Origin of the sequence: Niastella populi, from assembly GCF_002078015.1 — a bacterium.
Classification (GTDB): domain Bacteria; phylum Bacteroidota; class Bacteroidia; order Chitinophagales; family Chitinophagaceae; genus Niastella; species Niastella populi.
This window is the reverse complement of sequence record NZ_LWBP01000100.1, coordinates 157,579-170,910: the sequence shown is the minus strand read 5'-3', so window position 1 is coordinate 170,910 and position 13,332 is coordinate 157,579. Positions and strand designations below refer to the sequence as shown.

9 protein-coding genes are annotated in these 13,332 nt (G+C 42.6%); 2 read left to right on the top strand and 7 right to left on the bottom strand.

What is annotated here, in order from left to right; translation table 11 throughout:
- Positions 1 to 702 precede the first annotated feature (702 nt).
- The 7 genes from A4R26_RS10745 to A4R26_RS10710 form a co-directional block, all read right to left on the bottom strand.
- Positions 703 to 1,269: a hypothetical protein gene (locus A4R26_RS10745; RefSeq protein ID WP_133054623.1), complete on the bottom strand. Its 567-nt coding sequence runs from the start codon at positions 1,267 to 1,269 to the stop codon at positions 703 to 705.
- A 374-nt stretch (positions 1,270 to 1,643) separates the two neighbouring features.
- A complete protein-coding gene (locus A4R26_RS10740; protein ID WP_081163780.1) occupies positions 1,644 to 4,028 on the bottom strand; it encodes an ABC transporter permease in 2,385 nt (794 codons plus the stop codon).
- A gap of 1,066 nt (positions 4,029 to 5,094) precedes the next feature.
- Positions 5,095 to 5,982: a helix-turn-helix domain-containing protein gene (locus A4R26_RS10735; RefSeq protein ID WP_081163779.1), complete on the bottom strand. Its 888-nt coding sequence runs from the start codon at positions 5,980 to 5,982 to the stop codon at positions 5,095 to 5,097.
- 8 nt (positions 5,983 to 5,990) lie between these two features.
- Positions 5,991 to 6,995 (bottom strand): aldo/keto reductase, encoded by a 1,005-nt coding sequence (locus tag A4R26_RS10730; RefSeq protein ID WP_081163790.1) that lies wholly within the window; start codon positions 6,993 to 6,995, stop codon positions 5,991 to 5,993.
- 451 nt (positions 6,996 to 7,446) lie between these two features.
- A complete protein-coding gene (locus tag A4R26_RS10720) occupies positions 7,447 to 8,082 on the bottom strand; it encodes a hypothetical protein (protein ID WP_081163778.1) in 636 nt (211 codons plus the stop codon).
- A gap of 120 nt (positions 8,083 to 8,202) precedes the next feature.
- The gene (locus tag A4R26_RS10715) at positions 8,203 to 9,027 is read right to left on the bottom strand and encodes a hypothetical protein (RefSeq protein WP_081163777.1); all 825 of its coding nucleotides are present in this window, start codon (positions 9,025 to 9,027) and stop codon (positions 8,203 to 8,205) included.
- A gap of 16 nt (positions 9,028 to 9,043) precedes the next feature.
- A complete protein-coding gene (locus tag A4R26_RS10710; protein ID WP_081163776.1) occupies positions 9,044 to 9,667 on the bottom strand; it encodes a PH domain-containing protein in 624 nt (207 codons plus the stop codon).
- 537 nt (positions 9,668 to 10,204) lie between these two features.
- On the opposite strand from A4R26_RS10710, the gene A4R26_RS10705 reads away from it, so the two are divergent.
- Both A4R26_RS10705 and A4R26_RS10700 read left to right on the top strand, forming a co-directional pair.
- Entirely contained in the window at positions 10,205 to 11,185 is a 981-nt protein-coding gene (locus A4R26_RS10705) for a family 43 glycosylhydrolase (RefSeq protein ID WP_081163775.1), read from the top strand.
- 35 nt (positions 11,186 to 11,220) lie between these two features.
- Positions 11,221 to 13,161, top strand: coding sequence for a glycoside hydrolase family 97 protein (locus A4R26_RS10700; RefSeq protein ID WP_081163774.1), 1,941 nt, complete (start codon positions 11,221 to 11,223; stop codon positions 13,159 to 13,161).
- Positions 13,162 to 13,332: the final 171 nt, after the last annotated feature.

Genomic DNA, 13,332 nt, shown 5'->3' with positions numbered 1-13,332 from the left:
TCGAAAGTTGTAACCTACAGCCCGCAGAAAAGCAGAAACGCCTTCAAGTCGTTGGATTTGAAGGCGTTTTTGCGTTCGAAGATGCGAGGTAGATGTTCGTTTTAGTATTACATGCAATGATCGGGCTTTCGGCAGGCGGGGTGGACCATAGTGAAGTAGGATATTATAATGAAACCAGGCTATCTCAGAAGCCCTGGACGTAGTGCCAACCTGCGAAGTGTCACCGAATAAAAAGCCAAAGAGTAACTCCGGGTCCAATAATAGTGGCTAAGACGGCAGTCAGTAGAATAATAGGGTTGCCGGCGTCCTTCTTTGTTATCATTCTTAGGGTTATCCAGGAAGCAACATAAACTAAAATCAAACTCACATAAAAGAATCGTCCGAACAGTGAAATTTGCAGGCCAGTAAGAAAAGCGCCGATAATGGTGCTGATCAAAAGTCCAATGACACTGCCAGAAACAGTTTTACTATCGACTTTGGAATTGAACTGTTGAACAGCATACTGTGATAGCTTTCGATCATCAAACGGGCTCATTGTTATGCATATAGAATAACTAGAGCTCACCTGTGAGGTGCATTATTGACATCTGCACAGGTATGGTGTTCAATGGTACTTAACTGGTCTGAACATTCGAATAAGGAAAACCTGTCAGGTTCGTTTATAAGTTAATTCATATGGCGAACCTGGGGCAACGCCATAGATTATTTTGTTTTTCGTTTCTTTTTCAATGGCTTTTGTTTTTCCACGATCACTGGTTTTTGTTTTTCTACTATCTCCCCATCTTTACGAATCGAAATGGTGGTGGCTACACCCGCAGACGTACCGGGTTCATCATTTTCGTGCCAGCAGTTTCCATAAACTTTTATATTGTTTACCGACAACAGGTTGGCATCGCGGTTATGGCCCCAATGCCGGTTGCCCATAGCGAATTCCAAAAGAGCAATGCTTTTTCCTTCAAAACGATCCGGTTTGTTAGGATCGCGAACTACGGTAAGGAGGTAGCAGTTGCCTCTGGACACGATCACAAGGAACACCTCAACATTATCATTGATCACTTTTGAATGGTTGAGCCGGATAATAGACCAGTCCAAAGTATCCGGCAGTTCAAAATCCTGTTTGTAATACTCCGTGTCAACAATGCCGGAAACGCATGCATATTGGTCTTCCACTATATTTTCCCCATCGCTTAAATGCAGGCAGGTGGCTTTCCTGATGGCCGCCAACGTTTCATCGTTGAATCGAATAGTGTCCCAGTTTATAGATTTCAAATCTGTTGGAAGCGATATGCTCCTTGTTGAAAATAAGTCCTGGCAGGCATCCGATTGTTCTGTGTTTTCGGCAGTTTGTGCAAATGTTGGATAGCTGCATATGAAGGTTAGGAGGAAAACGACCGTTGTTTTCATATGTAATTTGGGGTTAAAGTGATAAATGCGAGGTCAAGATATTCAGCAGGCCGGTCTGTTACAAGCGGCAAGGGGCATTTAACGCAATTTTATAGAAGTAAGCAGTTGCTTTATATTCACTACCCCCCGACAGGGGCATTTTTATTTCCAGCAGCGTGCACCGCTTGCGGGTCAAAGCGGATGGGAATAAGCTATTTGTAATCGGAGTATTTTTATATTAAGGCTGTTGATAAACTATATTACTCCCGCTTCAGGCTGTTTACAGGGTTCAGTATAGCCGCTTTTATTGATTGATAGGTTACCGTTGCCAATGTGAGCAGCAGTGTTCCAAGGATGGCCATTGCAAAAATCCACCACGATATGGTTGTACGGTATTCATACTTCTGCAACCATTCATGCAGGAAATACCAGGAAAGGGGAACAGCTATAGCACATGAAATAATTACCAGCGTTACAAAACCCATTGATAACATATTCCAAACATTGAATACAGACGCCCCTAATACTTTGCGTATGCCAATCTCTTTGGTTCGCTGCTCTGCTACAAATGATGCCAACCCAAACAAACCCAGGCAGGAAATAAAGATGGCGAGAACAGCAAAGATGGTGGTCAGGTTGCCAATACGTTTTTCATCATTAAACTTTTTTGCATATTCTTCATCCGTGAGTTTATACACAAAAGGGCTACCCGGATTATATTTTTTAAATACAGGTTCTAATTTGGCCAATCCATCATGGAGGTTAATACCGGGTTTTATTCGTATGGTGATCAAACGGGCCCAATAAGGATTCAAATGAAAGATGGTAGGCCGAACAGGTTGATACGGAGATTCCATTACCATATCTTTAACTACTCCAACAATGACATGATCCCGATCCAGCCACCTTATCGTTTGTCCTATCGGACTTTTAAACCCTGTCAGCTTTACCGCTGATTCATTCAGTATAAAAGCACCCGTATCAGAAGGAAAATTCCTGGAAAAATCGCGGCCTTCTTTTATTTGCCAGCCAACTGTGTTGCCAAAGTCATGCGACACGGCAATGGTTCCAGGACTAACGGTTATACTGGGATCTTTACCTTTCCATTCAACAATGTTGTTAGAAAATACTTCTGTCGGCGCGCTATTGGAATTCGCCATATCAGCCACCACTCCTGTCTGTAGCAAATCATTCCTCAACGCGTCGTAGTGACCTGCTATCTCAGGTGTATTTATATCTACTGTGATTAGTCCTTCACGGGTATAGCCAACTGGCCGGTTGCCGGTATATTGTATCTGGCGGTAAATGATAATGGTGCCTATGATCAGCGCAACTGATACGGTGAATTGAACTATTACAAGCACTTTGCGCGGAAGGGCGGCAAAACGTCCTGCCTTAAACGTTCCTTTTAACACTTTCACCGGTTTAAACCCCGATAAATAAAAGGCCGGATAGCTGCCTGATATAAGACCAGTAATAAAAGTGAAGGTCAATATCAACAACCAAAAGACGTGATTGCCCCAGGGAATGGACATTAGTTTATCTGACAGCCCGTTGAACAAAGGAAGCGATAGCTGTACCATCACAAGCGACAATATCAAGGCCAGTAAGGTCATTGTCAGCGATTCGCTGAGAAACTGAAGTACGAGTTGCCTGCGCGATGAACCAATGGTTTTACGGACACCGACTTCCCGGCTGCGCTTTTCACTCCTGGCGGTAGAGAGATTCATGAAATTAATACAGGCCAGCAGCAATACAAATGCACCAATGATCCCAATCATCCATACTATACTTATTCGCCCTCCTACCAGTTTGCCTTCCCTAAACTCGCTGTACAAATACCATTTTTTCATCGGGTGCAACAATAGCTCCTCTTTGCTAAACGTGATATGCGGAGTAGGAACACTTCTGATTTTAGCGCTAACCTTATTAAGGTCTGCATGATCATTCAATTGTACATACAACTGGCACATATGATTGTCCCATTGTGTTTGCGAATTTTTTATCCACTCCTCGGTGCCATTTACATATCGCTTCCATGGCAGCAAAAGTTTTACGTCACGATAGGTTGTGTTATATGGTAAATCTTCATATACACCCACTACTTTCATCTCCATTTTATTATCAATTCGCACGGTTTGGGTCAAAGGATCAGCATTGTTAAAAAGCGCTTTAGCCACAGATTGAGCCAACAATATCGAGGAAGGGTCTTTTAATGCCTCGGCATTACCTGTAAGCATTTTTAAAGTAAACATAACAGGAAAAGTTTCCTCTACCCACATGCCTGTTTGTGACAGTTGTTTGTCTCCTGTAGCTACTATATGGGCCGCTTGCCAGGAAACAAGCGATACATGTTTAAAATCACCGGAATATTTGTCGCGCAGTTCGTATCCCATAGGGATGGAAGTAGTCGATCCGGTAAATATCGCATTCCCATTTGCTGTTTTATTTGTTGCCTGAACCATTACCTGCGCCAACTGGTTGTAATTCCTGTGATAGGTATTGAATGAAACTTCATCCCATATCCACAGTCCGATCAGCAATGCTACGGCCATGCCTGTAGCAAGACCAGCTATATTGAGAGAAGAATACATTTTGTTGTTCCGCAGATTGCGCCAGGCTATTTTAAGGTAGTTTTTAAGCATAGGTTTACCTATTTGATTTTGGTGACTGAGAAAATAGCAGATAAAATTTGTTATCACCCAATTTTACCCGGGAGCAGGCACAGAAAAATATGCCAATAATTAACAAGCTGAGTGTCAACCTATTCAAAAAGGGTTGATGGCTTAATCGTTCGTTTATAGAACACTGACTGTTTTGTTTCGTTACAAAGTTGAGCAATTCCTTTACATGGCTCGAAAATTCGGGGGATATCCTATGGTTAAATATGACCGATAGGAATGATGGTCAGTTGCCAGCTACCGGTTTTCGAATCGAAAGGCACAATGTCCAGCGTTTTTTTGTTTGAACCCAATCGGATCAGGTTGAATTTTTGGGGGATTATGGTCAAACATGGTAGGTATGGTACCTGCATTGTACGTTAAAGGTAGCCAGATAGCCGGGGTATTGTACTGAGATACGCCGGGGATTGCCTGCGGCCCCTCTACCGATACCTGGTGTGTGAGGCAATCGCCAGCGTGTCATCAGACAATCTGTAGGTTGTTCCCGGGTTATTCACATAAATACAAATACCCGTTTCAGTATACTTTCATTGGCTTTTATCTATGGTTTAACCGGAGTGCAAGGCCATTGCAAATGCACTCCGAAGCCATTACCATAAGATTTACATCCCGTAAAGGTCTCGTGAAGGTCCCGTGAGGGTCTCGTAAAGGTCTTGTGAAAGTCTCGTGAAGGTCCCGTGAGGGTCTGGCGATTGTCTTGTGTAGAAAGAATGCTGATCGCGGAATGAGTAATAAATGCTGTCAATGGTATAACCTGGTGCAATATACTAAAAAAGGGAAAAATGGCCCGAATACATTCTATATTAAGAATAACCATTCCTGCGTCCCAACATTTCAGCATGATCCGCAATTCCTCCTATCGTAGAAGTAACGGTGTATCATTGGATAAAACGATCTGATGATTTTTAGGCTTAGTTCGCATGATATTCGTCTGTTTGCATAGCCAAATACGCACTGATCGGCCCGGAACGTGGCTGCCGGTAAATATTTCACTGAACAATGTTTTCCCGACACAGTTTGTGCATGGTAATCAGCTAAAAGACTGACGGAATTCCTGCGGCGATAAATTCGTCTTCTTTTTGAAAAGCGTGCTAAAGGATTGCGCGTGCTCAAAGCCCAGGGCATAGGCGATCTCGCTTACCGAAAGACTGGTCGTGGTAAGTTTTTCTTTCGCTTTCGCGATCAGTTTTTCATGAATATGCTGCTGTGTGTTCTGCCCGGTATGAACCCGAAGGAGGTCGCTGAGGTAGTTCGGCGACAAGTTCATCCGGGCAGCGATATATTGTACGGTGAGCAAACCCTGTACGTCGCTTTTAAAGTAGTCATCGATCAGCTGCTCGAATTTGGTCAGCAATGCTGAGTTATTATTCCTGCGGGTCAAAAACTGCCGCTCATAAAAACGGTTGGAGTATTTTAGCAGGCTCTCGATCAGCGTCAGAATGATCTCCTGGGTATGCTTGTCGATATGCCGGCACTCCTTATCAATTTTATGCAGGATCGTAATCAGGTCATCTTCTTCCCCGGCCGACAGGTGCAGCGCTTCGTTAACCGCGTAATCAAAAAAACCGTAATGGTGAATGCTGTTCGCCAGCGTATGTTGTAACAGGAAATCCGGGTGAAAGATCAGGAGATAACCGGATCCACATTCCATATTTTGCAGGTCGAGTTGTTGCACCTGGTTAGGCGCGGTGAAACTCAATACGCCTTTATCGTAATCATAATGCTGCTGTCCGTACCTGATCTTTCCTTTGGCTTCGCGTTTCAGCGCCACGCAATAAAAGCGGTTTACGAAACCTTTCCATATCTCATCTTCCAAAAATACACTGTCCGCCAGATTGATCACGCTCACCAGCGGGTGGCGGGGTTCGGGCAATGACAGCAACCGGTGAAATGCTGATATTGAGTTAATGGCATTCATAACCAAATTTAATCAATTAAGCCCATACTGAACTCATCATAAGGTGCGCCGGTATCCGTACCCAAAGGCACGATGCTTTCCAGATTTGAAAGATCCGCCTCCGTCAACTCAATCTCGGTCGCCGCAAGGTTTTGCTCCAGATACTTTCTGCGTTTCGTTCCCGGGATCGGTAAAATCCTCTTGCTCATGATCCAGGCCAAAGCCAGTTGTGAAGAAGTGACGTTCTTTGCTTCAGCCATAGCTTCAATCGCCTTAACCAGTTCTATATTCTTATTAAACATTTCGCCCTGGAAACGCGGGATCGCTCTGCGGAAATCGTTTTCCGGCAGGTCATCGATGCTTTTGATCTGTCCCGATAAAAACCCACGACCCAATGGTGAGTAGGCTACAAAGCCGATACCCAGTTCCTTTAACGTAGCTAACACCCCGCGTTCTTCCACCGTTCGTTCAAATAAAGAATACTCGCTTTGTACTGCGGTGACCGGGTGCACGGCATGTGCCCGTGTAACCGTTTCAGACGATACTTCCGACAAACCGATATAACCCACTTTGCCTTCTTTAACCAGCCCGGCCATGGCATCAACCGTTTCCTCGATAGGCGTATTTTTGTCAAGGCGGTGCAGGTAATACAGGTCGATGTAATCGGTATTGAGGTTCTTTAGCGAACGCTCTATAGCTTTCTTTACATAATCAGGTTTACCATTGATGGCCCAGGTTACTTTATTGTTGTCATCGATTTCCCAGCCAAACTTGGTGGCCAGAATATACTGATCGCGTTTGCCGCTGATTGCCTTCGCAATGAGCTGTTCATTTTTCAGCGGCCCGTACAGATCGGCAGTATCCAAAAAATTACCGCCCAACTCGAGCGAACGGTGAATCGTAGCGATGGCTTCCTGTTCATCCGCAGGGCCATACATATGACCTTCTTCAAAGCCCGTCATACCCATACAGCCCAGGCCGATCACCGGTACAACCAATCCCTGGCTGCCCAATGCAATTTGTTTTATTTTCATGATCCAAAGGTCGGCAAGCCTGGTCGTGTGCATGTGTGCAAATCCCTGATGCTTGTAAGCAAATCAGGGAATGTTTCATGTATTATTGGGATACTAAATTAATCTGATTGCCAAAAGCATTTACTGTCCACGTCCATAATAGTAAGCTTCCCGCCTTTTGAACCTCCGGTATCTAAGTTATATATGTTCCCAGCTTTTAATGGCTTATCTATTCCCCATTTCATAGTATTCGTATGCCCGATGAATATGTTATTGAATTTCGTCACTATTCCAAATGGCTCAATGTCGCTGTTAAGTTTTGCTTTTGTTTGCCAATTCATTGTTATTTAGATTGTTGATTTTTCATTTCATTGATAAGAGCCTGGTCTCGGCTTAGGAATAGTTTAGGGGTGTTTAGTTCCAGTCGTAATTAAATTGCTTGTATGAAATTAACTGTCCTGTTTGTGCGTTCTCATGGTTGTTTGAGTTGCGAACCGCCTTTATGGGGATGAGATATATAATTTTCAGGCGGGTGGGGGATCGCGCTTTCGCATTTTGTTGAACATATATTGGCAAGTAAAGGCAGCACATCCGTGCCGATCCGTAATGATACCCATAATTGATTTGTTTCCTGCCAGGACAGCTCTTTTTTACAAATGCTGCATTTTACTGAAGTACCCGCATATCTTACAGGGTTATGTGTTAAATTGGGAAATTCCATTCTGTTCTTAAAGTTGCCAAACAAAGCCCTGGTACTAACTCTGCTGTCTTTAAGATTTTTGCAATTGATAATTTCATAAGGAAACCAATGCAGATCATATGATGTATATGGGTCAAAATATTCAAGGGCTTCCATTTCACCAATTTCCGGGGGAATTCGCTTCAGTTTGCTGCCATACAACCAAACCTTTTTTACATTTTTAAGTTTGGATATTGTCTCGGGCAAAGTATATATCTGAGAATAAAGTTCTGGTCCTAATTCTTCAAATGGAGAAAACTTGTCACTCCCTGCTGATGCAATTTTATCGACATAGTCGCAGAGCTTCTTCCAGGCAAGGCTGTTTCTATCTTGAACATCGTTTTTTATTGCAGAAATTCTGTTGTTCATCTACTTTGAATTTAGATGGCTATGCTCGTTAAATTGTTAATTATTCATTCAGCTTCATCTAAGCTTCAACTCTTATGTGAAATTCCGATAAGCTATTTTCAACGTCTGACCCCGCTTGCACTAATACTTTTGTGAGTAGTTTGTTTTACTTTGACTTTTTACAAGTCCTTTGTTCTGGTCTATATCAAATAAATATTCTAAAAGGCTGGCGTGTGTCCAGCTAAGGTCACAACCCGTGCTTACAATATTTTTTGTACCAATTTGTATTTCAAAGTTCGAGGTGGAGCCATCCATTGGACAACCTCGCTTCAAAGGCAATCTTGAAGGCAATGATTTTGAGAGTAAGTTCTTAAAGTTTATCAACTCTTTCATCGTTAACTGTCCACTAAAGCTTCTTGGCTTGGCGTTTTTGTCGGCAGTTGGGTTATTGATACTATATTGAATAGGATTGTCGACAAAGTTCACCCTGCCCAAACTGTCAACTGTTATATTCCTTTCACCGGTCCAGGGACTGCTGTATTCCAATTTTAGAAACCGGAAGTCTGCCACAGGTTCCTTTATTTGTTCAATATTTACAAAAACAAGCGTGTCTTCCCAGTCGTCCGGTTTGTAGCCAAACGGATATTTGTTTTTCAACGTTAGAGAATCCGGAGCAATTTTGATGACTTTGTAACCGTAAAGTCTTTCGATCCATTTTGTTCCGGTTTGGTCAGTCTGCAAATATTTTTGCCTTATGTAGAAGGTGTCATTCCTCAAAAAGAATAGTGCCGTGTCTTTATCACTGTTAATGGATGACCAAAGTGTTGTGTCGTTCAGGATTTTCAGGTATTCCAGTTTTTTACTCACCAACGTCATGTTAGACAAATCTTGCACCCTGTTAAATCCTTGTCCATTGGCGAGTGTCGTAAGAAAAAAGAAAAAAATCAATATAAATACTCTAAGCATGAGCTATTGTTACAAATTATTTAGGGTCGTACTTTGTGTTATAACCTGGATTAGTCTCCGGTCTTAAGGCATTAGGATAATTATAGTCTGTCTTGACGTTTACGGATGTTTGCTTTACCATTTTGAAAACTTCGTAGGGGTTTTCAATTGCACTCCAACTGTCATATAATTTTGTGGTGTTTCCTTCATCTGTTTGTGTTCTGCCGCTAAAAAACCTTATAGTGCCGACATTATACATTTTTTCAACAACACTTACAGTAACTTCCATATCGGATATTTTATCGTAGTCTATTGCTTTAAAGTCTGTTCCAATAAAACCTGTACGCATCATTACTCTTTTGTCTGAGTAGGAATAAACTGTATTAGGAAATGAAAATATTTTTTTCAAAAAGGTAAAAGCGCCTACAATTAAAGGAATAAGTCCGAATAACCAGAAATATGAATTATTGTCGCTGTTTGTACCCCAATTTTTTGCTGATAATATCCAAATTGCGGAAAATGCAAGAATCGCGAGTCCGCCCAAAATCTCTGTAAAAATAAAAGGAATGAATTTTGGCTTTCCCGTCCAAAGAATTTCCTCCTTGTCGTCTTTGATACTATCAAACTCCGGTAATAATATTTTGTTGTTTGTAGATTCCATAAATGTTTAGGGTGTTGTTAGCGGAAGTAAATTTAGTTCTTGCGCTGTTTTATTTTGAGTATAGTTCAACTATCATGAAACGGATGATTTTGGCATTTTCCTCCCTCATAATATTTCCGCTATTATACGCTACTTTTTAGCAGAAAACAATAGTTAAACTATTATTTTTAAGCTACTTAACAAAAAAATGTTGGCTTTCGCATAAGGTAGGCATGCATGTGTCAAAACAGGGCCATTAGCTTTGGCATTTGAGTTAGCGACAACGGTGACGAACTAAAGCTGCATTGATTTTGGATCAGGCGGGTTTGTATTATTTTAATAATGCATTTCATCAATAAGTGCCTGTTCCTCTTTTGTTGGTTCTTCCATTTTATATTTCTTTACCTTCCTGACGGTTAACAGGTCAAGTAGATCTACTGTGCTTTGATAGCTGGTTTGTTTGCCGGGATTTAGTTAGTCTCCCGATAATTATTCGAATTTTCATGTGAATATTGAAATTAAGCGTTAATTTGACATAAATAACGACTTGTCTGGCATATGAAAATTGTATTCTATTCTTTATTGATCCCGGTTTTGTTAACTTCTGTTACAGTGATACAGCGGCCGGGAACCCCGGGAGCGCTCACGCAAACCGATACAACTCACGCACCACCGGCTGTTTTGCCGGGCGTATACGCCGACCCGCATATTGCTGTATTTGATAAAAAGTTTTATATCTATCCCACTACAGACGGCACCGAAGGATGGAAGTCGACCAACTTTTCCTGCTGGTCGTCCTCAGACCTGGTGCACTGGAAAAATGAAAAAGTCATTCTCGATCTGCCCAAAGATCTCACATGGGCGAAGGAGCGGGCCTGGGCGCCGGCTATTGCGCATAAAAACGGAAAATACTACTACTACTTTTCTGCCGATGTAAATATTGGCGTTGCGGTTGCCCGTAAACCAACCGGCCCTTTTAAAGATGCGCTTGGAAAGCCATTGGTGCGAAGAGGAATGCTGGCTGGGCAAATGATAGATCCAATGGTTTTTGTTGACGATGATGGCGCTGCCTATTTGTATTTTGGACAGGGCCGCTGTAATATGGTAAAGCTGGCAAACGATATGGTTTCATTCGATTCAACAAAGATCGTTTCAATTAAACCCCAGGGGTATAATGAGGGCCCTTTTGTATTTAAAAGAAAGGGGAAATATTACCTGATGTGGTCGGAGTATGACACCCGCGATCCCAGGTACTCGGTAGCTTATGCTACCGCTGATGCTCCTTTAGGCCCTTTTACAAAAGCAGCAACCGGTCCGGTTTTGAAGGGCAGGGGAGTGGTAAAAGGCGCCGGTCATCATTCTGTTGTGAAAGTTCCCGGTAAAGACGAGTGGTACATTGTTTACCACCGGTTTAAAATTCCTGATGGCAACGGATATAATCGTGAAACCTGTATTTCTCCCATGAGGTTCGATGACAGGGGTAATATATTACCAGTAGATGTTTTTGAAACAGTAAATCCTGTTAGCATACCCAGATAACATAATTAATAACATCATTCAGCCGATATCAATCCATGTACAAATTATTTTTAACGCTGCTTGTTTGCCTGTTATGTACAACAGGTTTTGCTCAGGATGCCATTGTGTATAGTCCCGATAAGCAATTAATGTTAAGTGTTGGAGTTACGAATGGCAAACCGTTATATTCTGTAACATACAGGGGTAAACCTATGCTCGAAAACTCCCCGCTTGGGTTACTAACCAATGAGGGCGATTTTTCAACCGGTATGAAGTTTTTGGGTAAGGCCGATAGTAGTATCGATAAAAGCTATACCCAGGACAGAATAAAAACCTCGCAAATTCATTACGTTGCCAACAGGCTGACGTTGCACCTGGAGAATGCAAAGCAGAAAAAGATCAGTATCGTGTTTCAGGTAAGTAATAATGATATTGCATTTCGTTATGAAATGCCGGCCTGGAATGAGACGCTTGCCTGTGTAGTGGAAAAGGAGACAACCGGTTTCAGGTTCCCGGCCGCTTCAACTACTTTCCTCTCCACCATGATGGATCCGATGGCTGGTTGGAAACGTACCACTCCCAGCTATGAAAACCCGTATGTGGCCGATGCGCCCATGCATAAAGCAAACAGGGCGAAGGAAGGATATATATTTCCCGGACTTTTTCGTATAGATAATAATGGCTGGGTGTTGATCTCTGAAACGGGGGTAAGCAGTTTGTATTGTGCTTCTCATTTAAGTGAGATCTCAGCCGACGGGGTGTATTTTATTGAGTATCCCAGCCCGAAACATAACAATGGTTTTGGAAGTTCAGGGGCCGCCATATCATTGCCCGGCGTTACGCCATGGCGAACAATAACGGTGGGCAATAATCTTAAACCGATCGTTGAAACCACTATACCTTTTGATGTGGTGGAACCGCTGTATCTGCCTTCGCAAAAGTATAAGTACGGACGGGGTACATGGAGCTGGATCGTTTGGCAGGACAACAGCATGAACTACGATGACCAGGTTAAGTTCATCGATCTGGCTGCATCTTTAAAATATGAGTATATTTTAGTAGATGCTTTATGGGATGCGAACCTCGGCAAAGAAAGGCTGCATGAGCTTGTTAAGTATGCACAGTCAAAAGGCGTCGATGTGCTTTTATGGTATAATTCCAATGGCGCATTTAATGATGCGCCCCAGGGACCAAGGAATAAAATGAATACGTCGGTTGAAAGAAAGAAGGAAATGAAATGGCTGCGGGAAATAGGGGTGAAAGGTTTAAAAGTCGATTTTTGGGGTGGCGACAAGCAGGAGACGATGCGCCTGTATGAAGATGTTCTTTCCGATGCAAATGACTATGGCCTGATGATCTTTTTTCATGGAACTACGTTGCCGAGGGGCTGGGAGCGAATGTATCCAAACTTTGTAGGTAGTGAGGCCGTTATGGCATCAGAAATGCTCGTGTTTCTACAAAGCGTGCGTGAATCGGAAGCTTATAACGCCAGTATGCACCCGTTCATCAGAAATACGGTAGGAAGTATGGAATTTGGCGGAACCTTTCTTAATAAATACCTGGTTAAAAGCAACCGGGAAAGGAATGAACGTTTAACTACAGATGCCTTTCAATTGGCGACAGCTATTTTGTTTCAGAATCCGATACAAATGTTTGCGTTAACGCCTGATAATTTAACCGGTGCGCCGTCGTTTGAAATTGATTTTATGAAGCAGGTGCCTACTACCTGGAACGAAACTGTTTTTATTGATGGTTATCCCGGCAGGTTTTGTGTAATTGCCCGGCGAAGCAACGACCGTTGGTATATCGCTGGTGTAAATGCAATTAAAGAGCCGGTCAAACTAAAAGTAGATCTTCCCATGTTGGCAGGTAAGAAAGTTAAACTTTACAACGATAACAAAAGCAAAGTTACCTATTTAAAAGAAATTGAAATTCCCAAAAACGGCAGCTGCGAAATAGAAATGCAGCCGGCAGGAGGTATGGTAATTACACAATAGCATTTTCACCCCCTGTAATTGTCACATTTGCACAGCTGCAGATTGCTGCTACATGTGTAGCCTGCAGTTCAGTAAATAGCATAGTGTTCATGTTTGTCGCCGGGCCCGGGCTGTGATTTGTTATCCTATTCGTAAAATCCCCATCGTAAAGTTACTGGTTTGGCGCCGGGC

What these genes read in the sequence shown, in the direction of transcription:
- A4R26_RS10740 (WP_081163780.1), bottom strand. Translation starts at nt 4,028, where the DNA reads ATGCTTAAAAACTACCTTAAAATAGCCTGGCGCAATCTGCGGAACAAC.
- A4R26_RS10715 (WP_081163777.1), bottom strand. Translation starts at nt 9,027, where the DNA reads ATGCTTAGAGTATTTATATTGATTTTTTTCTTTTTTCTTACGACACTC.
- A4R26_RS10730 (WP_081163790.1), bottom strand. Translation starts at nt 6,995, where the DNA reads ATGAAAATAAAACAAATTGCATTGGGCAGCCAGGGATTGGTTGTACCG.
- A4R26_RS10700 (WP_081163774.1), top strand. Translation starts at nt 11,221, where the DNA reads ATGTACAAATTATTTTTAACGCTGCTTGTTTGCCTGTTATGTACAACA.
- A4R26_RS10705 (WP_081163775.1), top strand. Translation starts at nt 10,205, where the DNA reads ATGAAAATTGTATTCTATTCTTTATTGATCCCGGTTTTGTTAACTTCT.
- A4R26_RS10710 (WP_081163776.1), bottom strand. Translation starts at nt 9,667, where the DNA reads ATGGAATCTACAAACAACAAAATATTATTACCGGAGTTTGATAGTATC.
- A4R26_RS10720 (WP_081163778.1), bottom strand. Translation starts at nt 8,082, where the DNA reads ATGAACAACAGAATTTCTGCAATAAAAAACGATGTTCAAGATAGAAAC.
- A4R26_RS10735 (WP_081163779.1), bottom strand. Translation starts at nt 5,982, where the DNA reads ATGAATGCCATTAACTCAATATCAGCATTTCACCGGTTGCTGTCATTG.